Source organism: Streptomyces sp. NPDC001709, from assembly GCF_053596375.1.
On sequence record NZ_JBSFGB010000009.1, the window covers coordinates 188,020 to 211,420 of the forward strand.

The 23,401-nt window shown below is 72.5% G+C and carries 24 protein-coding genes; 6 read left to right on the plus strand and 18 right to left on the minus strand.

Annotated features, from left to right (window positions below; all coding sequences use genetic code 11):
• Positions 1–53: 53 nt before the first annotated feature.
• On the minus strand, positions 54–527 hold the full coding sequence (locus ACWC0C_RS16790; RefSeq protein WP_449195486.1) for an NUDIX domain-containing protein: 474 nt from the start codon (positions 525–527) through the stop codon (positions 54–56).
• Positions 524–2,062 (minus strand): ATP-dependent DNA ligase, encoded by a 1,539-nt coding sequence (locus ACWC0C_RS16795; RefSeq protein WP_450864632.1) that lies wholly within the window; start codon positions 2,060–2,062, stop codon positions 524–526. The genes ACWC0C_RS16790 and ACWC0C_RS16795 overlap by 4 nt, the downstream gene beginning before the upstream one ends.
• Positions 2,063–2,176: 114 nt before the next feature.
• On the opposite strand from ACWC0C_RS16795, the gene ACWC0C_RS16800 reads away from it, so the two are divergent.
• The 6 genes from ACWC0C_RS16800 (at position 2,177) to ACWC0C_RS16825 (ending at position 7,410) form a co-directional block, all read left to right on the plus strand.
• Complete coding sequence (locus tag ACWC0C_RS16800; protein ID WP_449195488.1) at positions 2,177–2,749, plus strand: helix-turn-helix domain-containing protein; 573 nt, start codon at positions 2,177–2,179, stop codon at positions 2,747–2,749.
• A 106-nt stretch (positions 2,750–2,855) separates the two neighbouring features.
• Positions 2,856–3,821, plus strand: coding sequence for an NADPH:quinone oxidoreductase family protein (locus ACWC0C_RS16805; protein ID WP_450864633.1), 966 nt, complete (start codon positions 2,856–2,858; stop codon positions 3,819–3,821).
• Positions 3,818–4,999 (plus strand): acyl-CoA dehydrogenase family protein, encoded by a 1,182-nt coding sequence (locus ACWC0C_RS16810; RefSeq protein WP_450864634.1) that lies wholly within the window; start codon positions 3,818–3,820, stop codon positions 4,997–4,999. Before ACWC0C_RS16805 ends, ACWC0C_RS16810 begins: the two co-directional genes overlap by 4 nt.
• On the plus strand, positions 4,996–6,087 hold the full coding sequence (locus ACWC0C_RS16815) for an acyl-CoA dehydrogenase family protein (protein ID WP_450864635.1): 1,092 nt from the start codon (positions 4,996–4,998) through the stop codon (positions 6,085–6,087). The genes ACWC0C_RS16810 and ACWC0C_RS16815 overlap by 4 nt, the downstream gene beginning before the upstream one ends.
• A 161-nt stretch (positions 6,088–6,248) precedes the next feature.
• Complete coding sequence (locus ACWC0C_RS16820) at positions 6,249–7,112, plus strand: phosphatidylinositol-specific phospholipase C/glycerophosphodiester phosphodiesterase family protein (protein ID WP_449195492.1); 864 nt, start codon at positions 6,249–6,251, stop codon at positions 7,110–7,112.
• 103 nt (positions 7,113–7,215) lie between these two features.
• Complete coding sequence (locus ACWC0C_RS16825; protein WP_449195493.1) at positions 7,216–7,410, plus strand: hypothetical protein; 195 nt, start codon at positions 7,216–7,218, stop codon at positions 7,408–7,410.
• 2 nt (positions 7,411–7,412) lie between these two features.
• Here the strand turns inward: ACWC0C_RS16825 and ACWC0C_RS16830 are convergent, their stop codons facing one another.
• The 16 genes from ACWC0C_RS16830 to ACWC0C_RS16905 form a co-directional block, all read right to left on the minus strand.
• Positions 7,413–8,651 (minus strand): phosphodiester glycosidase family protein, encoded by a 1,239-nt coding sequence (locus ACWC0C_RS16830; protein WP_450864636.1) that lies wholly within the window; start codon positions 8,649–8,651, stop codon positions 7,413–7,415.
• A 96-nt stretch (positions 8,652–8,747) separates the two neighbouring features.
• On the minus strand, positions 8,748–9,107 hold the full coding sequence (locus ACWC0C_RS16835; protein WP_450864637.1) for a DUF779 domain-containing protein: 360 nt from the start codon (positions 9,105–9,107) through the stop codon (positions 8,748–8,750).
• A 232-nt stretch (positions 9,108–9,339) separates the two neighbouring features.
• Complete coding sequence (locus tag ACWC0C_RS16840) at positions 9,340–9,975, minus strand: DedA family protein (RefSeq protein ID WP_449195563.1); 636 nt, start codon at positions 9,973–9,975, stop codon at positions 9,340–9,342.
• Positions 9,976–10,123: 148 nt separating this feature from the next.
• Positions 10,124–11,086: an alpha/beta fold hydrolase gene (locus tag ACWC0C_RS16845; protein ID WP_450864638.1), complete on the minus strand. Its 963-nt coding sequence runs from the start codon at positions 11,084–11,086 to the stop codon at positions 10,124–10,126.
• A 29-nt stretch (positions 11,087–11,115) separates the two neighbouring features.
• A complete protein-coding gene (locus ACWC0C_RS16850; protein ID WP_450864639.1) occupies positions 11,116–12,960 on the minus strand; it encodes an ABC transporter ATP-binding protein in 1,845 nt (614 codons plus the stop codon).
• Complete coding sequence (locus tag ACWC0C_RS16855) at positions 12,957–13,394, minus strand: lasso peptide biosynthesis B2 protein (protein ID WP_450864640.1); 438 nt, start codon at positions 13,392–13,394, stop codon at positions 12,957–12,959. Before ACWC0C_RS16855 ends, ACWC0C_RS16850 begins: the two co-directional genes overlap by 4 nt.
• Complete coding sequence (locus ACWC0C_RS16860) at positions 13,391–13,645, minus strand: lasso peptide biosynthesis PqqD family chaperone (protein WP_449195499.1); 255 nt, start codon at positions 13,643–13,645, stop codon at positions 13,391–13,393. The genes ACWC0C_RS16855 and ACWC0C_RS16860 overlap by 4 nt, the downstream gene beginning before the upstream one ends.
• 47 nt (positions 13,646–13,692) lie before the next feature.
• The gene (locus ACWC0C_RS16865; RefSeq protein WP_450864641.1) at positions 13,693–15,543 is read right to left on the minus strand and encodes a lasso peptide isopeptide bond-forming cyclase; all 1,851 of its coding nucleotides are present in this window, start codon (positions 15,541–15,543) and stop codon (positions 13,693–13,695) included.
• Between the two features lie 24 nt (positions 15,544–15,567).
• Positions 15,568–15,678, minus strand: a complete 111-nt coding sequence (locus ACWC0C_RS16870) for a keywimysin-related RiPP (protein WP_449195501.1) — start codon at positions 15,676–15,678, stop codon at positions 15,568–15,570.
• 368 nt (positions 15,679–16,046) lie between these two features.
• A complete protein-coding gene (locus tag ACWC0C_RS16875; protein WP_450864642.1) occupies positions 16,047–16,805 on the minus strand; it encodes a thioesterase II family protein in 759 nt (252 codons plus the stop codon).
• Positions 16,802–18,400, minus strand: a complete 1,599-nt coding sequence (locus ACWC0C_RS16880) for a hypothetical protein (RefSeq protein WP_450864643.1) — start codon at positions 18,398–18,400, stop codon at positions 16,802–16,804. Before ACWC0C_RS16880 ends, ACWC0C_RS16875 begins: the two co-directional genes overlap by 4 nt.
• On the minus strand, positions 18,384–19,571 hold the full coding sequence (locus ACWC0C_RS16885) for a 2-oxo acid dehydrogenase subunit E2 (RefSeq protein ID WP_450864644.1): 1,188 nt from the start codon (positions 19,569–19,571) through the stop codon (positions 18,384–18,386). Before ACWC0C_RS16885 ends, ACWC0C_RS16880 begins: the two co-directional genes overlap by 17 nt.
• Positions 19,568–20,605: an alpha-ketoacid dehydrogenase subunit beta gene (locus ACWC0C_RS16890; RefSeq protein ID WP_450864645.1), complete on the minus strand. Its 1,038-nt coding sequence runs from the start codon at positions 20,603–20,605 to the stop codon at positions 19,568–19,570. Before ACWC0C_RS16890 ends, ACWC0C_RS16885 begins: the two co-directional genes overlap by 4 nt.
• Positions 20,602–21,549, minus strand: coding sequence for a thiamine pyrophosphate-dependent dehydrogenase E1 component subunit alpha (locus ACWC0C_RS16895; protein ID WP_450864646.1), 948 nt, complete (start codon positions 21,547–21,549; stop codon positions 20,602–20,604). Before ACWC0C_RS16895 ends, ACWC0C_RS16890 begins: the two co-directional genes overlap by 4 nt.
• Before the next feature lie 48 nt (positions 21,550–21,597).
• Positions 21,598–22,035, minus strand: a complete 438-nt coding sequence (locus tag ACWC0C_RS16900) for an MbtH family NRPS accessory protein (RefSeq protein ID WP_449195507.1) — start codon at positions 22,033–22,035, stop codon at positions 21,598–21,600.
• Positions 22,036–22,058: 23 nt separating this feature from the next.
• Positions 22,059–23,375: an MFS transporter gene (locus ACWC0C_RS16905; RefSeq protein ID WP_450864686.1), complete on the minus strand. Its 1,317-nt coding sequence runs from the start codon at positions 23,373–23,375 to the stop codon at positions 22,059–22,061.
• Between the last annotated feature and the right edge of the window lie 26 nt (positions 23,376–23,401).

Sequence of the window (23,401 nt, forward strand, 5' to 3'; positions counted from 1 at the left end):
GCTTGATTCGACCTTCGCGCGCGGTACGGCCGTACGCAACGCGTGGCGTCCCTTCAGGCCGAGTGCTCCACCAGCCGGTCGAGAAACGCGGTCTGTGCCGTGATGATCAGCTCACGGGCGCGGTCCAGACCGAGCCACTCCACGCGGTCCAGCTCCGGGAACTCCTGGAGCCGGCCGGACCGCGGCGGCCACTGCATGGTGAAGCTGCCGGGGGCGAATCCCGCCAGATCCAGGTCCGCCTCCACCGCCCACACCGTGACGATCTTGCCGTTCCGCTGCGTGACCTCGCCCAGCGGTACGGCCTCCCCGTCGGGCGGCGCCAGCCCCAGTTCCTCCCGGAACTCGCGCCGCGCCGCCTCCCAGGCGGGCTCGTCGGACTCGTACTCACCCTTGGGGACGGTCCACGCCCCCGCGTCCTTCTTCGCCCAGAGCGGACCACCCATATGGCCGAGCAATACCTCCAGGCCCTCATCGGTGTGCCGGAACACCAGCAGTCCCGCGCTGCGCTTGGTCGCACGCACCGTCACGGCTTGACCTCCGGATGGGCCGCCAGCAGGGCCTCCACCGTATCGGCCTCCTCGGGGCGTTTGTCCTCGCGGTAGCGGACCACGCGGGCGAAACGGAGGGTGACGCCGGCCGGGTAGCGGGAGGAGCGCTGGAGACCGTCGTAGGCGATCTCCACGACGAGTTCGGGCCGGACCCGGACCACCCAGCCGTCGTCCTCGACCGCCAGCTCCTGGAGCCGCTCGGTCTGCCAGGCGAGCATCGCATCGGTCATGCCCTTGAAGGTCTTGCCCAGCATGGCGAAGCCGCCGTCGGGGTCGCGGGCGCCGAGGTGGAGGTTGGAGAGCCTGCCCGTGCGCCGGCCGTGGCCCCACTCGGCGGCCAGCACGACCAGGTCGAGGGTGTGGACGGGCTTGACCTTCAGCCAGGAGGCGCCGCGCCGGCCCGCACTGTAGGGCGCGTCCAGCGCCTTGACCACCACACCCTCGTGCCCGCGGCTCAGGGTCTCGGCGAGGAACCGTTCCGCCTCCGTGAGGTTCCCGGGCCCGGAGACGACCGTCCGGCGCACCCGCATCGGCTCGGGCACCAGCCGGGCCAGCTCCGCGTGCCGCTCCGTGAAGGGCAGGTCGAGCAGATCGGTGCCGTCGACCGACAGGGCGTCGAAGAAGACGGGAGAGACCGGGACCTCCCCGGCGGCCTTCGCCACGTCCGTGCGGGAGCCGACCCGGCCCGCCGTCTCCTGGAAGGACCGGGGCCGCCCGGCCGCGTCGAAGGAGATCACCTCCCCGTCCAGGATGAACCGCTCACCCCTCAACTCCCGTGCGGCACAGGTCACTTCGGGCAGCCGGTCGGTGATGTCGTCCAGCGTGCGGGTGTGTACCCGGACCGTGTCGCCGTCCCGGTGGACCTGCACCCGGATGCCGTCCAGCTTCTCCTCCACCGCGCAGGCGCCCAGCTTCTCCACCGCCTCGGCGACCGAGGACGCGCTGTGCGCCAGCATCGGCAGCACCGGACGGCCCACGGTGAGCCGGAACCGGTCCAGCGCCCCCGGCCCCTCGGCGAGCAGGGCCTGGGCGACCGTCTGGAGCGACCCGGCGAGCATCACCGCCCGTCGTACGGCGGCCGGGTCCGCGCCGGTCGCCCGGGCGAGGCCCTCCACCGCGACCGCGTCCAGCGCGCCCTGTCTGACCTCGCCCGTGAGCAGACCGCGCAGGAAACGCTGCTCCTCCTCGGTGGCGGCGCCCATCAGCTCGCCGACGAGCCGGGCCCGCTCCGCCTGCGAACCCGGCCCGGACACCTTGCCCAGGTCGGTGAGCAGGGCGTCGACCTCCCGGACGGTGAGGGTGGACCCGGTGGCCGGCGGCACCGGGCGGCTCAGCACCTTCCAGCCGACGCCCAGCCGTCCCTGCGGCAGCCGCCCGGCCAGATACGGGATGACGATCGGCACGTCGTCCGCCTCCGCGTCCCGGAACAGCTCCGCGAGCAGCGCCGTCTTGCGGGACCGGGCCGCCGTCGCGGCCACCTCCCGGGACACCTGGGCGAGCCGGGTCAGCAGCATGCGGCCATGGTCCCACGACGACCACTTCGCAGCTGTCGTACTCGGTCATGACGCGACCGTCGCTCGATGGCTGCGGGATTGACAAACCCACTTGCCGATCCTGCAATAGCGGTCATGAGCACAGACGACGTACTGGCGGACGTGGGACCGCGGCTGCGGCGCATCCGCAAGGAGCGGGAGGTGACCCTGGCGGCACTGTCCGAGGCGACCGGGATCTCCGTGAGCACCCTCTCCCGGCTGGAGTCCGGTCTGCGCAAACCCGGCCTCGAACTGCTGCTGCCGATCGCCCAGGCCCATCAGGTGCCGCTGGACGAACTGGTCGGCGCGCCCCCGGTGGGGGACCCGCGGGTGCGGTCCAAGCCGATCGTGCGGGGCGGGCGCACCCACTGGCCGCTGACCCGGCAGCCCGGCGGCCTGCAGGCCTACAAAGTGCTGGAACCGCAGCGCAGGCTCGAACCGGACCCGCGCACCCATGAGGGCTACGAGTGGCTGTACGTGCTCTCGGGCCGGCTGCGGCTGGTCCTCGGCGAGCACGACGTGGTGCTGACGGCGGGGGAGGCCGCCGAGTTCGACACGCGCGTGCCGCACTGGTTCGGCTCGACCGGAGAGGGGCCGGTGGAGTTTCTGAGCCTGTTCGGGCCGCAGGGGGAGCGGATGCACGTACGGGCCCGGCCGAAGCGTGAGTGACGCGCGCGACTGGCACATGACGCGGCCGACTGTTCCCTGATCGGCAAGCGACCGCTTAGTATGCCGTCGGACCCGGTCAGACGAAGCAGTCCCGTGGAGGCCCCGCATGCAGGCATGGCAAGTGCACGAGAACGGCGAGCCGAGCGAGGTGATGCGCCTGGCGGAGGTGGAGCGGCCCACGCCCGGTGACGGCCAGGTGCTGCTGCGGGTGCGCGCCGCCAACATCAACTTCCCGGACGCGCTGCTGTGCCGCGGGCAGTACCAGGTACGCCCGCCGCTGCCGTTCACGCCGGGCGTGGAGATCTGCGGCGAGACCGAGGACGGCCGCCGCGTGATCGCCAACCCCGCGCTCCCGTACGGCGGCTTCGCCGAGTACGCCCTCGCCGACGCCCGCGCCCTGCTGCCCGCGCCCGAGGCGCTGGACGACGCCGAGGCCGCCGCGCTGCACATCGGCTACCAGACCGGCTGGTTCGGCCTGCACCGCCGGGCCCGCCTGGAGGCGGGGGAGACCCTGCTCGTGCACGCCGCCGCCGGCGGGGTCGGCAGCGCCGCCGTCCAGCTCGGCAAGGCGGCCGGCGCCACCGTGATCGGTGTCGTCGGCGGCCCGGACAAGGTCGCCGTGGCCCGCGAGCTGGGCTGTGACGTGGTGGTCGACCGCCGCACCGAGGACGTGATCGCGGCCGTGAAGGAGGCCACCGGCGGACGCGGCGCCGATGTGATCTACGACCCCGTCGGCGGCGAGGCCTACGCCCAGTCCGCCAAGCTCGTCGCCTTCGAGGGCCGGATCGTCGTCGTCGGCTTCGCGAGCGGCACCATCCCCAGCCCGGCCCTCAACCACGCGCTGGTGAAGAACTACTCGATCCTCGGCCTGCACTGGGGCCTGTACGCCACCAAGAACCCGAAGCTCATCCTGCGCTGCCACGAGGAACTGACCGAACTGGCCGCCCGGGGCGCGATCAAGCCGCTGGTGAGCGAGCGGGTGCCGCTCGGCGAGGCCGCCGTGGCCGTGCAGAAGGTGGCGGACGGCCGGTCCACCGGCCGGATCGCCGTCGTGATGGAGGAGGCAGCATGACCGACGCCGAAGAACTGCGCCGCCGCACACGGGAGTTGCTGACCTGGCATCCCCCGGCGAGCACCGACCGCCTGGACTTCCTCAGGGCCCGCTTCGACGCCGGCCTCGCCTGGGTGCACTACCCGGAGGGCCTCGGCGGACTGGGCGCCCCGCGCCACCTCCAGGCCGTCGTGGACGCCGAACTGGAGGCCGCGGGCGCCCCCGACAACGACGCGCGCCGCAACGGCATCGGACTCGGCATGGCCGCGCCGACCATCCTGAAGTACGGCACGGAGGAGCAGAAGCAGTGCTTTCTGCGGCCGCTGTGGACGGGGGAGGAGGTCTGGTGCCAGCTGTTCAGCGAGCCCGGTGCCGGCTCCGACCTCGCCGCGCTCGGCACCCGGGCCGTACGGGAGGGCGACACCTGGCTGGTCAACGGGCAGAAGGTGTGGACGTCCGGCGCCCACAACGCCCGCTGGGCCATCCTCATCGCCCGCACCGACCCGGACGTGCCCAAGCACGCGGGCATCACCTACTTCGTCTGCGACATGACCGACCCGGGCGTCGAGGTCCGGCCACTGCGCCAGATCACCGGCGAGGCCGAGTTCAACGAGGTCTTCCTCACGGACGTCCGCATCCCCGACTCCCGCCGCCTCGGCGAGATCGGTGACGGCTGGCGGGTCGCGCAGACCACGCTCAACAACGAGCGCGTCGCCATCGGCGGCATGCGGCTGCCCCGCGAGGGCGGCATGATCGGCCCGGTCGCCAAGACCTGGCGCGAACGCCCCGAGCTGCGCACCCACGAGCTGCACCAGCGGCTGCTGAAGCTGTGGGTCGAGGCCGAGGTCTCCCGCCTCACCGCCGAACGCCTGCGCCAGCAGCTCGTCGCCGGACAGCCCGGCCCCGAGGGCGCCGGCATGAAGCTCGCCTTCGCCCGCCTGAACCAGGAGATCAGCGGCCTGGAGGTGGAACTCCGCGGCGAGGAGGGCCTGTTGTACGACGACTGGACCATGCGCCGCCCCGAGCTGGTCGACTTCACCGGCCGCGACGCCGGCTACCGCTATCTGCGCTCCAAGGGCAACAGCATCGAGGGCGGGACCACCGAGGTCCTGCTGAACATCGTCGCTGAGCGGGTCCTCGGCCTGCCCGCCGAGCCGCGCACCGACAAGGACGTCGCGTGGAAGGACCTCGCCCGATGACAACGCAGCGCACACAGTCCGACCTGCTGTACTCGGAGGAGGAAGAGGCGCTCCGGGCCGCCGTCCGCGACCTGCTCACGGACCACTGCGACGCGCCCGGTGTCATCGCGCGCGCCGAGTCCGACGCCCCGCACGACCTCGCGGCCTGGAAGGCGCTCGCCGACGGCATGGGCCTCGCGGGCCTGCTGGTGCCCGAGGCGCAGGGCGGCCAGGGGGCCACGCACCGCGAAGTCGCCGTCGTCCTGGAGGAGTTGGGGCGCGCGGTCGCTCCCGTGCCGTACCTCACCAGCGCCGTCGTCGCCACCGAGGCCCTGCTGGCTTGCTCGGACGAGGAGCTGCTGGGCCGGCTGGCCTCCGGCCGGACCATCGGCGCCCTCGCGGTCGGCCTGCACACCGCTCCGGGAGCCGCCTTCAAGGCCGTACGGCACGAGAGCGGTGTTCTCCACGGTGAGTTGACCGGGATCGCGGACGCGGCCGTCGCCGACGTCCTGCTCGTCCCGGCCGACGACGGCGGCCTGTACGCCGTGGCCGCGGACGCCGTGACGGTCACCCCGCAGACCTCACTGGACCTGACCCGGCCGCTGGCGACGGTACGGCTGGAGGGTGCCCCCGGCCGCCGTCTCGGCGACGCGGAACCCGCCGTACGGCGTGCCCTGCGTGCCGCCGCCGGACTGCTCGCCTCCGAGCAACTCGGCGTCGCCGACTGGGCGTTGACCGAGACGGTCCGCTATCTGAAGGAGCGCAAGCAGTTCAACCGCCCGGTCGGCGGCTTCCAGGCGCTCAAGCACCGGCTGGCCCAGCTGTGGCTGGAGGTCGTGAACCTCCGCGCCGCCGCCCGGGCTGCCGCCGACGCGCTGGCCTCCGGCGAGGACACGGACGTCTCGGTCGCCGTCGCGCAGGCCTACGCGGCGCCCGTGGCCGTCCACGCCGCCGAGGAGGCGCTGCAGCTGCACGGCGGCATCGGGATGACCTGGGAACACCCGATCCACCTGTATCTGAAGCGGGCCAAGGCCGACTCGATCGCCTACGGCACGGCGGGCGCCCACCGGGAGGCACTGGCCGAACTGGTCGACCTCCAGGCACCCTGACGCAACCCGGGTGAAGCCCGCCCCACCTGGGGCGGGCTTCGCCGCGTTCCGCCTCCGCAGAAGTGAACAACGCGCCAACTCCCCGCGCGACAAGGTCTCTTCGCTGGTGCGGCCACGCATACTCCCTTCGGTCCCATCCGGCACCCCAAGGGAGGCAGCGCATGGCCCTCACCACCCGTCGCAGAGCCCTCACCACCCTCGGCGCCGCCCTCGCGGGCACGTTCGCCCTGCCCATGAGCCGCGCCCTGGCCGTTGGCCAATCGCGTGGTCCGTGCCCGCTGTGGAACGCGCACGCCCACAACGACTACGAGCACCCCCGGCCCCTGTTCGACGCGCTCGACCACCGCTTCGGCAGCGTCGAGGCCGACATCTTCCTCGTCGCCGACCAGCTCCTCATCGGTCACGACAGCTCCGAGCTCGACCCGTCCCGCACCCTCGAATCCCTCTACCTCGACCCGCTCGCCGCCCTGGTCAGGGCCAACCACGGCGCGGTGTACCGGGGCCGGCGCCGACCGCTGCAGCTCCTGATCGACATCAAGACCGAGGGTTCCTCGACGTACCTCGAACTCGACCGCCATCTGCGCCGCTACCCGCACCTGTTCACCCGGTACGCGCACGGCCGCATCCACCCCGGACCGGTCACCGCCGTCATCTCCGGCGACCGCGCGGCCCGCATCCCCATGGAGGCGCAGGACGAGCGGCGCGCCTTCTACGACGGCCGGCTCACCGATCTCGCCGGCACCGCTCCCGCCTCCTTCATCTCGCTGATCAGCGACAACTGGACGCAGAACTTCACCTGGTCGGGTACGGGCACCTTCCCGGACGCCGAGCGGCAGAAGCTGCGGAGCATCACCGCCGCCGCGCACGCGCGCGGGCAGCAGGTGCGGTTCTGGGCCACCCCGGACGCCGCGGGCCCGGCCCGCGACGCCCTGTGGACGGAACTGCTCGCCGCCGGTGTCGACTACCTCAACACCGACGACCTGGCAGGCCTGGAGGCCTTCCTGGACGCCCACCCCACCGCGTAACACCACACGTTTGGGGGACACGTCAGCCGCCCGGACGAACCCTCCGCTACGCCACACTTGCGGCCGAAACGCCACTCAAGGGGCGTGGCGGAGGAGGTTCCCGGTGGTCATTCCCATCTCTGTGGTGCTGTTGCTCCTGGTCCTGGCCGTGATCTTCATTCGCAACTGCGCGCTGAAGATCTCCCACGCCGTGGTCTGTGTGCTGCTCGGCTTCTTCCTGGCCGGCACGAGCATGGCGCCCACCATCCACAGTGGGATCACCACGACCGCCGACCTGGTGAGCAGCCTGCGGCCCTGAGGTCAGCCCGCCGAGAACACCCCGATGCCGTTGGCGACCGGACGCTCGGCGCCACCGCTCGGATGGTTGCGGACCGTCACGGCGCTCGCCCCGTCGTCGCGGGTCACCAGCTCCGAGGAGCCGCCGCCGTCGAGGTTGAAGGCATTGGAGGCGCCCAGCGAGCGCATGGTGTCCGCCTCCTCCGCCACCGTCATACCGGTCCGGTAGGCGGCGGCCCCGTCCAGCGCCAGGATCAGCAGCTGCCGTCCGCCCTCGTCGAAGCCCACGACCGTGCGCACCGCCGAGGTCGCGTCGTCGAGGCCGGACAGCGCCTTGCCGTCCTTCAGGACCGGGAAGCCGCCGATCGCGAACGCGTACGGCACCGTGGACGAGGCCGCCACCAGGCTGCGCGTCACGCCCACCGTGTCACCGAGGGAGAGCTTGCGCAGCTGCTGCGCGCCCTCCTCGCGGCCCACCAGCACCGTGGTGCCCGCCGGGATCGAGCCGCTGCCCGGGGTGTCGGCGGCGGAGACCACCCGGCCGTCCTGGACCTTCACCTCGTAGGTGTCGGTGCTGCACGGCGCCGACCGCTGGGTGTCGGTGCCGCACACGGCACGCATCCGGGAGGCACTGCCCCACCGTGAGGTGAAGGCGCCGACGGAGTTCTCCGCGAGCGCGTACTGGTTGAGGCCCTTGAGCGGGAGCGTGCCGTCCGGTGTGGTCACGGCGCCGACGAGGGAGAGCCGGTCCAGGCGGGCCCGCCCGTCGGTGCCCACACCGAAGACGTCCTGCGTGCTCGTGCCCGGCGGCAGCGACGGCCCGAACCGCTGGCCGTTCGGCACCGCCGCCTTGAGTACCTCCCCGTCCGCGATCGCCGGTCCGACACTCGCGCCGGTGGCCTCCACGCCCGGGTGCTGGGTCTCGGTGATGTTGAAGAAGTCACCGTTGACCCCCGCGACCGCTCCGGCCGAGTCCGCCATCGCCGAGACGGTGTCCCGGGCCGCCACCGCGCCCGGGTGGAGCAGATCCACGCGAACGTGCGGATTGTCCAGGTCGACCGTGAGCAGATGGGCGTGTGCCGGGCCCGCGGCCGCCTCGACGTCGAACTGCCGGTAGGTGATCCCCGGTGCGATTCGCTTGCCCGCCGGTACGGCACCGGCCGGTGCCGCCCCCGCCAGGGCCGCACCGGCCAGCACACCGAACGCCGTGACGACCGTGAGAACCGCTCTGCCCGCTGCCGAACGCCTGTGACGTCTGGTCACCGTGCCCCCTGATGTCTCGTCAACTGTCCCTGTCGCAAGGGCTGTCGTACGGGTTGTAAGGGGCAGTGGACCAGAACGGGGCGACCGCGGGGCCGACTAGGCGCCGACTACGCGAGAACGGGTGAGGAAACGCACCCCCTCGGGCGCTTCCAGTGAGAACCCGCTGCCTCGTCCGGGGACGACGTCCACGATCAGCTGGGTGTGGCTCCACGCCTCGTACTGGCTCCGGGACATCCAGAAGGTGACGGGCTCGGCCACGCCGTCGACCGTCAGCTCAGCCAGCAGCACGTCCGAGCCGCCGGTGCGGAACTCGCCGTCCGGGTAGCACATGGGTGCGCTGCCGTCGCAGCAGCCGCCGGACTGGTGGAACATCAGCGGACCGTGCTCGGCGTGCAGCCGCCGCACCAGGTCCGCGGCCTGAGGGGTGAGTTCGACGCGCGGAGTTTCCTCATCCATGGGTCACCGTCCTGAAGAGCCGGGGCGCGGAGCGTCGGACGATCCAGTCTCACGGGTCGTCACCGACCCGTCCAGAACGCGTCGTCGCCCGGCCCGGACGGTTCGGCGACGGACGGCCGTCCTGGCGGTGCGCCCGCGGCCCACGCCGACCGGCTCGCCGCGGAACTCCGGCAGGCGTTCGCCGAAACGGCCGTACACGCCGGCCGCAGGCGATCGCTCCCGGCGCGCGCCTTCAGTCGGTGGAGTGACGCCTACGCCGGTTTCGCCGCGCCTCGATCAGCAGGGGCAGGAGCGACACCACGACGACCACGGCCACCAGCGGCAGCAGGTAGTCGTCGATGTGCGGGACGGAGGCCCCCAGGCTGTAGCCGGCGAGGACCAGTGACTGGGACCAGAGCACCCCGCCCACGGTCTGCCAGAGCGTGAAGGTCCGCACGGGTATGCCGAGCGCGCCCGCCACGGGGTGCAGGACCGACCGCAGGAGGGGCACGAACCGGCCGATGACCAGCGCCTTCCCGTAGCCGTACCGGGCGAGCAGTTGCTCGGCCCGGGCGGCCGACGTCTTCACCCGCCGGCTGGAGGTACGGGCCAGCAGCGCCCGGCCGCCGCGCCGCCCGATCAGATACCCGACCTGCCCCCCGGCCACCGCCCCGACGGCCGCGCACAGCAGCACCTGCCACAAGGCCAGCCGGGGCGCCTGGTGCGCAGTGCCGGCGCACAGCACACCGGCCGGGAACAGCAGGGTGTCACCGGGCAGGAAGAAGCCGACGACCAGCAGAGCGGACTCCGCGAAGATCACCACCAGGACGCCGAGCGCACCGAAGGCGGCCAGCACCGAGGCGCTGTTCATCGGGTTGACGGCAATCACCTGGCCGAGCCTCCCCGCCTGCTCGCAGCGGTACTCGCTCACCAGCATCGCCCGCCCGACGCGAATCCGCTGCCCCGAGGCCCTTCGGGGCGGTCCGATCGGCGGGCCGACGGCGGATCGGCGCCCATCAGCTTCCGGCGGGTCGGGCTCAGCCGTGGGCCTTGAGGAATTCGATGAGGGCCGCGTTCACCTCGTCCGGGCGTTCCTGCTGGGTCCAGTGGCCGCAGCCCGTCAGCTTGAGGGGCTCGCGCCACAGGTTGGGCATCAGGTCGGGGAGTTCCTCGATGAGTTCGGGTGTGCCGGGGAAGGCGGGGACGACGTCGCGGTCGCCGTAGACGTACAGGGCGGGCGGGGTGACGCGGGCGCCGTGCCACGCGGCGGTGAGTTCCCAGTTGCGGTCGAGGTTGCGGTACCAGTTGAGGGGCCCGGTGAAGCCCCGCGAGAAGCTCTCGGTGAGCGCGTCGAGGTCGTCCTCGGTGAACCACTGCGGCAGTACCTCGGGGTCCTGCATGTCCGCGAGCCAGCCGCGGTCGGGGTCGACGAGTGGCTGCCGGACCTCACCGGCGTCGGGGGCGTCGCCCGAACCCCAGTAGAAGATCTTCCGCAGGGCGGTGCGCGTGTCCGCCGCGAGCTCGGCGTCGGCGACACCGGGGCGGTTGAAGTAGTTCCAGTAGAAGCGGCCGCCGAACATCTCGTCCATGGCGGCCAGCGGGCGCCGTGTCCCCCGGAACGGGGGCGGCACGCTCAGGCCGGCCACCGCGCGCACCACGTCCGGACGCAGCAGGGCGGTGTGCCAGGCGACCGGCGCGCCCCAGTCGTGCCCGACGACGTACGCCTGCTCCTCGCCCAGAGCCTGGACCAGTGCGACGACATCGCCGACCAGGTGGAGGATGGTGTAGGCGTCGACGGCCTCGGGACGGTCGCTGCGGCCGTATCCACGCTGGTCGGGCGCGACGACTCGGAAGCCCGCGGCGGCCAGTGGGCCGAACTGGTGGTGCCAGGAGTGCCATGACTCGGGGAAGCCGTGCAGGAGCACCACGAGGGGGCCGTCGCCCTGCTCGGCGATGTGCAGCCGAATGCCGTTCACGTCAACCATTCGATGCTCAACCATGTGTCGAGCGTACGTGACGTGATCTTCGGTCAGGCGCCCTCCCGGCTGCCGCTTCCGGGCTCCCCGCCCGGCCGGAGCATCTGGCTCGCGGCCAGTTCGCGATAGAGGGCACTGCCGGCGAGCAACTCCTCGTGGCGTCCGCCGGCGACCGTGCGGCCGTCCTGGAGCACCACGATGTGGTCCGCGTGCTGCACGGTGGACAGGCGGTGGGCGATGACCAGCAGGGCGCACTCCTGGGCGACGTCCTTCATGACGGTGGTGAGCGCCGATTCATTGATCGCGTCGAGGTGGGAGGTGGGCTCGTCCAGCAGGAGCAGCGCGGGACGGGCCAGCAACGCGCGGGCGAGGGCGATGCGTTGGCGCTCGCCGCCGGAGAGGGTGCTGCCGCGTTCGCCGATGACAGCGGCCAGGCCGCCGGGCAGCCGGTCGACGACTTCTTCGAGCCGGGCCAGTTCGACGACGCGCCGGATCTCCGCCTCCGTGGCGCCCGGCACGGCGTAGGCGATGTTGTCGCGCAGGGTGCCGTGGACGACGTGGGTGTTCTGGTCGACCACGGCGATGCCTCGGCGGCATGCGTCACGGGTGAGTTCGGTCGCGGGCCGCCCGTCGAAGAAGACGGTGCCCGCGTCCGGCTCGTAGAACCTCGCCACCAGGGCGAACACCGTGCTCTTGCCGGCTCCGGACCGGCCCACCAGGGCCACCTGTCGGCGGTGCTCGACCGCGAACGACACGCCGCGGAGGACCGGTCGCTGCGGGTCGTAGGCGAAGTGGACGTCGTGCAGGGCGAGCGCGGGCTGTTCGCGGGTGCCGGACGGCCCGGTCGGCCGCGGTGCGGGTGCGCGGTCCCCCGCGATCCGGGGCGCGGGCGCGGTGGGCTCGACAGGCAGGCGGAGTGCCTCGTCGATGCGCTGGTAGGCGCCCATCCCGCGTTGGATGAGGCCCACGGCGTGGAAGACGGAGGACAGCGGCAGGACGAGGTACGAGGCGTACAGCAGGAAGGCGACGAGGTTGCCGAGGGAGCCGGAGTGGCCGCCCACGCGCAGGCCGCCGACGACGAGCACGATGAGGAAGGAGCCCTGGACGGCGAGTTCGACGGCGGAACTCATGACGGAGGCGAGCTTCGCGGTGCGTACCCCCGCGCCGTAGGCGGCATCGACACGGGCGCCGATACCGGCCGCCTCGCGCTCCTCGGCGCGGTGCACGCGGACCATCGGCAGCGCACCGAGGGCACGTTCCAGATCGGCGGCGATGGCACCGACCGAGTCCTGCATGTGTGCGGACGCGGATCTGATGCCCGTGACCAGCGAGGCGACGACCACGGCCGCCGCCGCCACGGTGACGGCGACCAGGAGCAGCAGCAGGGAGTCGAGCCACGCCATCAGGACGAGCGCCCCGGCGGCGACAAGGCTCCCCGTCACCAGATCGACCAGGGCCTGCGACACGACCTCCCGGAGCAAGGTGGTGTCGGCCGTCACCCGGGAGACGAGGTCGCCGCCCCGGTGGCGGTCGTACTCCCGCATCTCCAGCCGGAGCAGCCGGCCCACCAGCCCGTGACGGAGCTGCCGTACGACGCCTTCGCCCATCCGTTCCAGAAGGAAGCGCCCCGCGGCCCCCGTCGCCGCCTCGATGACGAACAGCGCGCCCAGGAGTCCCAGCAGCGGCCAGATGACCTGTCCGCGGCCGCTCGCGTCCACGACCTGCTTGGCGACGAGCGGCTGGGCCAGTCCGAGGGCGGAGCCCACGAGGGTCAGTACGGTGGCCACGGCGATGGCGCTCCGGTGCCCATCGGTGAGCCGGTACATCGTGGCCACCGCGAGGCGGGTGGACGTGTTGCCGGCAGCGACCGCGGCCTGACCGCCCGTCGCGCCGGTCATCGGTGCGTCGGCCGCGGCAGCGCGTCGACGGCCACCAGCCGGGCGAAGTAGCCCTCCGGCACACCCTCACCGACGGGACTGCCTTCCGCCTCGATCCAGGCGTGCGCGGTGAAGGGCGGGACGACGCGTACCCCGGTGCACCAGGTCGGCCAGGTTCCGCCGAGCCGGCAGAGCAGTGCGGCCCCCAGCGAGCGCGGCAGGCACCCCTTCGGTCCGGCGCAGCGCAGGCTGGCGGCGCACATGGCGTCGCGCGCCTTCTGGGCCTGTGCGGTGGTGGCGGGCCTGGCGCCGCGCCGCAGGACGCCGAGAACGGAGCGGAGACGGCGCGGCGGCAGCAGGGCGAGGGCGACGGCGGGGAGCAGGACGAGGCGGGCGGCCAGGCGTCGGGCCAGGGGCACACCGGTGGGCCGCTCCAGCGCGCTGGGCGTCGTCATGAGGCGAGTCCCGAGCTCCGCAGCTGCTGTACGAGGGTCTCGACGTCCCGCAGGGCCTGCGCCTGGTCGATGTCGAACTCCTTGGTCAGGGCGGCGGCCGCGGCCGCCTCGTCGCCGCCGTCGAGCAGCGTCCGCACCACCAGGGCGGCCGTCGGGTTCAACTCCCAGTAGGTGCCCGCCCGTTCGTCCAGCAGCACCGTGCCGTAGTCGGTCTCGGCCGTGGAGACGTCGTCGCCGAACCGCAGGGGCATGTGAGGACCTTTCTGACGTGTCTGACGGGGGATGCGATCAGGGCCGATCAGGGCCGTGGGACGCGGGTGCGGCGGTGGTCGACGGCCCGCAGCCATACCTCGGCGGCGATCGTGGAATAGAGGATCGCGTCGGACAACCCGGGGGAGGCGGGGCGCCGGGCGAGTCGGCGCAGCTCGGCGCCGTCCACCAGTCCCAGCTCCTCCAGCCGTGAGTCCTCCCACAGGGACAGCAGGTCGGCGCGGTGCCGGCGCAGTCCGTCGGAGGCGTCCATGGCGGCCGTGGCCTTGTTGGCCCGCCGCAGGCAGGCGTCCGGCACGATGCCGCGCAGCGCGGCGCTCAGGACGGGCTTGTACCGCCACGGCGTGACCCGCTCGCTCGGACGCACGGCGAGACACGCCTCGATGACGCGGTCGTCGAGGAAGGGAGAGGCCATCGGCAGACCGGCGCGAGCCGCCATCCGGTCCCACTGCCGGATGATGCGGGTGCACGAGCGGATCTGCTCCAGGTCGGCGTGCAGTCCACGGTCCCGGTGCAGCGGCGAGGCCGTCGGCGCGGCGGCGAGCAGGGCCCGGCGTGCCAGGCGTTCGGCCTCGGGCGTCACCCAGGCGAACAGGCGCGGGGCCATGCCCCAGCCGAGACCGGTCGCGACGGACGAAGCCAGCGGGCCGCGCAGATGCCCGGCGGTGTCGGCCAGCCAGGTGCCGTACGGCCGGGAGTCGGCGAGAGCGCGGACCGTGCCGCCCAGCGGCCACTGCCACAGCGCCCGGAACCCGCGCAACTGCCGCACGGCGAACAGTGGCCGGGTGCGCAGCAGCCGGTGGTAGTAGGCCTCGGAGCACCAGGCCACGTGGTCGCCGCCGATGCCGGTCAGGTGCAACCGGCTGCCGCGCGCGACGAGGCCGGGCAGGTGGTGCAGGACCCGGGAGCGGTCCATGACGCCGATGGTGGGCTCGTCGAGGAGGTCGTCGATGCCGAGCAGGTCCTCGTAGACCAGCGGTGAGGCGTCGGCGTCCCAGACCACGTGCTCGACGTCCGGGAGGTACCCCATGGCTCGCTCGGCCCAGGACAGGTCGGTGTCCGCGGGATCGCGCCCCGGCCAGGTACTGGCCACCACGCGGGCGGGGGAGCGGTCGGCCAGGAAGCAGATGGAGGTCGAGTCCAGGCCGCCGGACAGGTCGCAACTCACCACGCCGCCCTGGCGGGTACGCGCGCCGACGGCCTCCTCCAGCGCCTCCCGGATCAGGGGTGCCGCTTCGGCGAGCGGCCGGACCGGCTCCGGCGGCGTCCACCACCGGGTGTGCCGTACGCTGCGGCCGTCCGCGGCGACGACCACGGCGTCCTGCGGGGCAACGGCGGTGATCGCGCGCCACATCGACGTCTCGAACAGTGGATATGGGGTGGGCCAGAGCAGCCGTACGGCCAGTTCCTCCAGGTCCGGGTCGAGGCCGAGGACGGCGGCGAGCGTGTCCGCCCGGGACGCGGCCACCCGCACGCCGTCGATCTCCGCGTGGAAGACGAGCCGCAGCCCGGAGGCGGTGCCCTGCACGCGGATCCGTCCGTCGAGGGCGCCGATGAGGTGGAAGCTGCCGGGCAGGGAACGGGCGAGGGCGTCGAGCTCCGTGAGGTCGCGCAACCGCGCGGTCCGGCGGCGCAGTTCGCCGGCGTCGATCGGGCAGCAGCCGACGACTGCGAGGGAGGCGCCGCCGACGCCGGCGGTGACGACCTCGTCGTCGTGCCAGTGGCCGACCAGCCAGGGCCGGCCCGACGCATGCGCGAGGGTCCGGCTTCCGGGGCGGGCGAAGGAGCGGGCCACGGCGGCCGCGTCCGCACGGTCCGCGAAGACCGTGAAGTGCGCGTCGCCGGGGCCCGTCCCCGCACTTTCGTGCAGTTCAGTCATGACGTCGGTCAGGGACCGTGGTCGTCAGTTCTTGCTGAGGATCAGCCGGTCGTTGCCGTGGCGCCCAAGGAGCCCCGTCACCTTCCGGAAGGTACCGAGCCGGACGAGCGTCGGTGCCTCATATGCCTTCTTCATGACCACCCCTCACATATGGGTTTCCCGACCACTTCCGCCGCTGCAGGGCTCATCGGGAACCCTTGCCTGGAAGTGGGCGCGGCACATAGCTAGCTGCAGAGCGTGAGGCCAAGGCAAGAGGAATAAGGAAGTTCGGATGATATGCACAATTCGAATCCCTTGGGTTGTGCGCCCGCTCTCGTATGGGTTGTCGGCGGCACGGAATTGGTCTGCGGCCCGGTGTTCACATGCTCGAATAAACGATTTCACGTGCGCCCTGGCAGTTGCTCGTTGCATCTGCCGCCGGCCCCTGACAGCGGCCGGGGACGGGTGCCGCCGGGCGCACTCCATACCCCTGGACGTGCTCCCCTTCCAGAAGGAGCCCGGCTTCACGCGCCCAGGCGGGGTCCGCCCCGGATCGCCGCGCAGAACTCGTCGAGCTGTTCGCGGAAGTAGAAGTGGCCGCCGGGCAACGTCCTGTGCGCGAAGTCGCCGGCCGTCCAGGCCTGCCACTCCTTGAGATGGTCGTCGGTCACCCATGGATCGACCGACCCGCCGAGCGCGAGCAGGGGAACCGTGAGAGGGCCGCGCCTCGGCCGGTAGCGGGCGAGCATCAGGTAGTCCGCCCGCATGACCGGAATCACGAGGTTGGTGACCTCGTCCGCCCCGACCGGCGATCCCATCGCGACCGCACCCTCGGCCAGCTCGGCGAGCCAGTCACCGCGCCCCATCGACAGCACCCGCGCGGAGTCGAGACGGACCCGGTCCGGCGGGCGAGCGGCCGAGACGACCACCCACGCCGGCGCCCGGCCCAAGGCCGTCAGCAGCGAGGCGACCTCGTAGCACAGCACGCCGCCCATGCTGTGTCCGGCCAGGACCAGCGGCCCGGTGCTGTGCCGGACGATGTCGCGGGCGGCCTCCTCCGCCAACCCGGACAGGCTGGTGGCGTGCGGCTCGGTGCTGCGGGGACCGCGCCCCGGGTACTGGACCACCAGCGCGGTATCGCCCGGCCGCACCAGCCTGGGCGGCAGGCCGGCAAGCGAGTACGCACTGCCCCCGGCGAAGGGGGCGAGCACGAACGTCACACCCCCCGGGTCACCGTCCTCGCCGAAACGCCACAGCGACGGGGTGAGCGGCCTGCGGCTCACCACCGTCGTTCCACCGCCCGCACCACAACGGTCCGGCCGCCGCCGTCCCAGGTGCGCTCCTGGGCCTCGGCGGCGAACTCGAGCGCGACCCCGTTGCGCCCGGTGGGGGTCAGGACGAGTTCGACCGTGCCGCAACCGTGGCGTCCCGCGATCTCCACGATCCTCTGCAGGACGAGCGGCTCGACGCCACGGCCCATCACGGGGCACGAGACCGAGAACACCTCGACACGGCAGATGTCCGAGGAGAACGCCGGCGCGGCCACCGCGCCCAGACCGTAATCGCCGAACCGGTCGCGCACGTCGGCCGTGACCAGCACCCGGTCGTCCCCGCCGGCCCAGTCGTCCGGGCTGAAATCGTCGGGCACCGGGCCGAGCACGAAATCCTTGGACCGCGCGAGCAACTCGGTCACCTTCGGGGACACGGCGCCGCCCGGCTCGTCGAACGTGACCGACACGTCCAGGCTGTCCACGAACTCCTCCAGCGACAGCGTCCGGGCGGAGCCCCGCAAAGACGCCGGGACGACCGCGTCGTCCGCTCGGGGCCGCCCGCGCAGGGGCCTGTCGAAGACGCCGGCCTCCCGCAGCTGCGCCGGCCAGTTCTCGGGGGCCGAGCCGAGGAGCACCGGCTGAAGTCCGTCGATGGCGTCGGCCGCGCCGGCCAGCCCGGGGTCGGCGGTCAGCAGCAAGCCCGGCCCGAGGCGGTCGGCCACCGCGTGCAAGGGCTCGGCGCCCGCTCCCACCGTCCACTCGCCGACCAGGTAAGGCGCCAGCGCAGCCCCATCGCCGGTCAGCGCCTCCAGGAACGCGTCCGGCTCGTCCGGCGCGGCGACGGCGAGGCGCATTCCGGCCTCGGCGAGCCGGAGCAGCGGGTCGCGGAGGACCTCCGCGTGCGCGGGCGTCAGGATGTCGCCGCCCAGGACCATGGCACGGGGGACGCCGCCGAAGTGCACCCGCAGGAGCCGGGCGACTCCCAGCCCGAGCCGCCAGAACACCTCCTCGGTGTAGGGGATGCGGGCGAACGCGTACAGGCCCGGGTGGTGGGCACGCAACGCCCCGACTTCGCGCACGGCCTCCTCCGCGTCGGCAACCAGCACGTGGGGGCGTCCCGCGAGCCGGTCCCGCAGCCGCTGCCTGGCCGCCGTCGCGGCCGCCGTGATCCCGTCGGGGTGCCCGGCGTCGGCCGCCCCGGCCCTGTCCTGGGGAAGAGCGGGGATCACGAACACCAGGCATGTCTCCCCGCGGCCTGCGGCCTGCAGCGCCGCGTCCGCGACCCGCAGGAGCTCGCCCTCCTCCTCGCCGTCCGGCATCTCCTCCCAGCGAGGGGCGACGACGAGCACGTCGGGGGCGAGCCGGGTCATTCGCCCGCGGTCGTCGAGGCACTCGGGAAGGATCTGGTTGAACGGCCCGACGACGATCTCCGGGACCAGATCCGCGTCCGCGAGCGCCGTGTACAGATACGGCTCGATCGGGTCGATCGTGTAGGAAGCCAGCAGTCCTACGGTCAGGGCTGCCGGGGCGGCCGGCAGGCCCCGGCGGCGGGTCCGCACGGCGGCGGCCGCGGCCGCCAGGTCGTCCCGCTCAGCGGTCGCCGGCATCGGCACCCGCCTCCCCGCCGCGCGTACCGCCGCAGGCGGACGGGTCGCCGAGCCCGGTGGGCGATTCGAGCCCTTCCTTGATCGCCTTCAGGAACTCCACCGCGGTACTGCCGTTGACGAACCGGTGGTCGTAGGCGAGCCCGACGACGGCCACGGAGCGCGGGGTGACGGCGCCGTCGTCGGCGAACATGGCCTCGCGGCGGGTGCCGGCCAGCGCCACCGCGCACGTCTGGCCCGGGAAGACGATGGGCTGGGCGAGCAGGACGTCGTCGTTGTTGTTCAGGGACAGGAGGATGTTGGCGCCGTTGAGGTCGTCCGTCTGGAAGGCATCCCGCATCGCCTTGATGCGGTAGTCCATCAGCAGGCCGGCGATCTCGTCGAGCGTCCGTTCGCCCGCGTTCTTCACCACCGGGGCGAAAAGCCCCCGCCCGACGTCGACGGTGACGCCGACGTGCGCCTCCTCGGGCAGCAGCAGCGTGCCCTCGTCGGTGGGTGTGCCGTAGCAGAGGGGGAACCGGCCGTGCAGGCGGCCGAGCACGGCCACCAGCAGCTCGGGGAGCCCGATGAGCGCGCCCGTCCGCTCCGACAGCTCCCTGGCGGTGGCCAGGGCGGAGTCGACCGTGACGACGACCGCGGTGAAGGCGGCCGGGATCTCCCGATGGGACTGCGAAACCGCTGCGGCCACCGCGCGCTGCGCCCGGTTCGGGGTGTGGATGCGCGTCTTCCGGTCCTGCGATGCCTCGCTCAGCAGCCGGCGTACGTCGGCCTCGCGCACGACCCGCAGACCCAGCCGGGACAGGGCGGCGGGCTCGATCCCGTGCCGCTGGGCCAGGAGACGCGCGGGTTCGGTGAGCGTGGGGAGCGACTCGGCGCTGTCGTCCACGACCGCGGGCGTGGGGTCTGCGGGCCGGGCCGCCAGGAACTCCTGCCGGTCCGCCTCGGAGGCGAAGAGGTGGGCGATGACGTCGCCCTGGCCGCAGTCGGCGGGGGCGGCGACCAGCCGGTGCAGGATCCCGCCGTGCTCACAGCTCAGTTCCTCGGCGGCCTTCGAGGTCTCGATGACGACGAGCGGATCGCCCTCCTTCAGCTCCTGCCCGTCCTCCGCGAGCCATTCGACGAGCACATAGGCGGTGTCGTTGTTGTTGAGCTTCGGCACCTCGATGTCGATCACACCGGGCTCCCTTCGCCACGCAGGTCCGCGAGTACGGCCTCGCGGATCGTGTCGGCCTGCACCAGGACCTCGCGTTCCAGATGGACGGCCGACGGGATGACGCTTCCGGCCGAGTGGACGAGCCGGACGGGCCGGCGAAGCCGCCCCCACAGCTGCTCGTGCAGGACGTGCGCGACCTCCGCACCCCAGGTCCCGCCCGCCGTGCTCTCCTCGACGACGCAGACGTACGCCGCGCGCCGCGCCGCGTCGAGCAGCGCCCCGGCCTCGACCGGGTACAGCCGGGAGGGGACCACGAGCCGGCAGCTGATCTCGTGGCGCAGCAGCAGGTCGCGCATGGCGGCCACAGCGCGCTCCGCCATGCCGCCGGGCGCGATGACGAGGCAGTCCACGTCGCCGTCGGCATCGACGTACACATGCGCCGGGGCGATGTCGTCCGCGCCGAGGAAGCCGTAGTCGAACAGGTCGTCGACCTGGCCGTCCCCGGCCGCCCGGCGGGTGTAGAGCACCTTGTCCTCGATGAAGACGCACGGTTCGCCGAGTTCGAGCATGTGGGCCAGCACCGCCCGGTTGTCGTGGAACGGTGACAGCTCGAACAGGGACAGCCCGGGGATCCCGACGAAGTGCTTCAGCAGGGTCTGGCTGTGCGTCGGCCCGTAGCCGCGATTGCCGCCGGACGGGCAGCGCACGACCAGGCGCATGGAGTGCGGCCGCCCGTACATGGACACGGACTTGCCTGCGAAGTTGAGCAACTGGTCGAACGCGAGACCGGCGAAATCGCCGAACATGATCTCGACGATCGCCGCGTCCCCGGCCAGGGCGAGCCCGGCGGCGACGCCGACGATGCCGTTCTCACTGATCGGTGTGGTGATCACCCGGTCCGGGTGGGCCTGGGACAGCCCGCGGGTCACCTTGAACGCCCCTCCGTACGGATCGGCGATGTCCTCGCCGAGCACGTACAGCCGGGCGTCGGCCCGCATGCGCTCGTGCAGCGCGTGGTTGAGGTTCTCCACCACCCGTACCAGCCGCCCGGTCATGCCGCGCTCCAGACCGCCAGCGGCCTCGCGGCCACCTCGTCCACCACCCGGGCGACCCGTGCCGCCGCGACCGCGTCGGCCTCCGCGAACCGCTCCCCGAGCGCCTTTCGGTACCGCGCGTGCCAGTCGGCCTCGTGCGCCTGCCGCAGCTCCGCGTCCGTCCGGGTGTCGTCGCCCTTGCTGTGCGGCCCGAGCCGGTGCGTGGAGAATTCCAGGACCAGCGGAGCGCCGTCCCGCACCTGCTCGACGAGCGGCCCCGCCGCGGCCCGGATCCCGGCCGGGTCCATGCTCTCGACGCGCAGATGGGCGATGCCGAACGCGGCGGCGCGGGCCCGGATGGTGCCCGCCATGTGCGTACCGGTGGCCGTCGACTGGGCGATGCCGTTGTGCTCGACGACGACGAGGAGCGGCAGCCGCCACAGTGCCGCCATGTTGAGCGCCTCGTAGACCGCGCCCTCACCCCAGGTGCCGTCGCCGATGTAGGTGAGCGCGAGGGCTCCCGGCTCGTGCCGCTTGAGATGCAGGGCGGCCCCGGCGGCGACCGGCAGGCTCTCGCCCTGCACGCCGGTGGACAGGTAACGGTCGCGGAAGATGTGCTGGCTGCCGCCGACGCCGTTGCAGACGGCCCCTTCCCGACCCATGATCTCGGCGAGCAGGCCGGCGGGATCGCCGAACCTGGCGATGTAGTGGCCGTGGCCGCGGTGGTTGCTGAAGACGTAGTCGCGTTCGCCCAGCAACGGCGCCAGTGCGACCGGCACGTATTCCTGGCCCAGACAGGTGTGCGTCGTGCCGTGCAGCTCACCCCGCGCGAAGAGGTCGAGCAGGGCGAGTTCGAAATGGCGGATCAGCAACATCGTCGCCAGGTCGGCGTCCGCCGGTGGCGAGGTGCTGCCGGCGCCGTCCGGCACCGTCGCGACGGTCGTCGTCGCCGTGTAGTCGGTCACTTACTGGTCCTCTCCCGGTGTCTGCGGCGGGCGAGCGGGACGCTTCGGTCAGACGAGGGCGTTCTTCGCCCGCAGCGTCTCCCGGATGGCTGCGACGGAGGTCATGCCGCGGATCTCGGCCTGCGACAGCGAGATGCCGAAGGTGTGCTCCAGCGCCGTGACGAGCTGGATGTGCTTGAGGCTCGTCCAGGCGCCGGACCTGCCCGGCCCGGTCTCGTCGTCGATCTCCGCGGGGTCGGTCTCCAGGATCTCGGCGATGAGCCGGACCAGCGGCGTGGCGTCCGACGCGGCCTCGCGGACGGACCGCGGGCGCATGTCCGTCCACACCTCGTCGATATAGGCGAGGCACTCCTCCTTGCTCGCCGTCTTCCCGGCGTCGTGCCAGCCCGGCGGGTTCTCCTTGTGGTCCGGCCAGACGGAGTACTGGCCCTCGTCGTTCACGACCACCCGGTAGGCGGGGTCGGCCGTGGCGGCGGTGTCGGTCATGGATGGCTCCTTCCAGTGGTCGTTCAGGTGGCGAGTCTGGTGCCGGGAGTCGTCGCGGAGGGCTCGGCCTCCTCGCCGCCGTCCGGCAGGAGGGCCTCTGCGTTCCGGATGGACGGAGTGAGGAAGCCGACGAGGGCGACGACGATCGCGCCCAGGCCGGACACGACGTACAGGACGGCGATTCCGGTGCCCGGCCCGGTGCCGGTGAGGGGTCCGAAGACCGGGGCGAGCCAGCCGTGCGGCCGCATGGCGGGTTCGAGGACGTGGTCGGCGAGCAGACCGGCCGAGAGATAGGCGAGGGGGCTCGCGATGTTCTCGGCCATCTGGACCGCGGCGAACAGGCGTCCCTGGAGGTGGGGTGGGGTTTTCTCCTGCCAGATGCTCTGGTTGTAGCCGTCGATGAAGGGGAGGGCTCCCCAGCCGAGGAACAGGGCGATCGACCAGATCCAGGTGCCGTCGAAGGCGAAGAGGATCCGCCCCGGAATACCCAGGACGAGGATCGCGACGAGCATGCGGAAGATCTTCTTGTCGGTGGGCTTGAGCATGGCGAGCACAACACCCGCCCCCGTGCCGCCGATCGCCCCGATGGCCTGGACGATGCCCACCGCGTTGGCCGACCCGTGCGTGCGGGCGAGGATCAGCGGCGGGAACAGCACCCAGCCCAGCGCGGACAGGAAGCTGATCGAGAGCATGATGGACAGCAGCCCGACCAGGGGTCGTCGGCGCGCGATGTAACCGAAGGCCATGCCGATGTCCTGCCGGAAGCCGGACGCCCCCTTCGCGGTGTGGTCACGCACCGGGTTGGGCGGCAGCTTGACCGCGAACACCGCGGCGATCGCCAGCAGGTACGAGGCGGCGTCGACGGCGAGGATCGAGGAGATCCCGATCTCCGACAGCAGGGGGGCGGCGATGGCGGGGGCGGCCACGTACGGCGCCGCCCTCAGCATGGTCATCATCGCGTTGGCCCGGGTGTACCCACCCTTTTCGATCATCAGGGTGATGGCGGCACCGTACGCGGGTGCCTGAAAGGCCAGGAACGCGCCGGTCAGGAAGTTCACCACGTACAACTGCCAGAGCTGCGCGTCCCCGAACACGTACACGCACAACAGCAGCAGGGTCACGACCCCCGAGCCCACGTCCGAGGCGATGATGGTGGTGCGGCGGCTCCACCGGTCGATCAGCGCCCCCGCGACGGGCGAGAAGACGACGGTCGCGCCGAAGGCGACGAACGTGAGCAGGGTGACGTCGAGGGACGAGTGTGTCTTCTGAAAGACGTGGATGGCGATGGCGAAGTTCGTCATCCGGGTACCGACCTGCGACAGTATCTGACCGGCCCACATCACGGTGAACCCGGAGAAACCCGAAG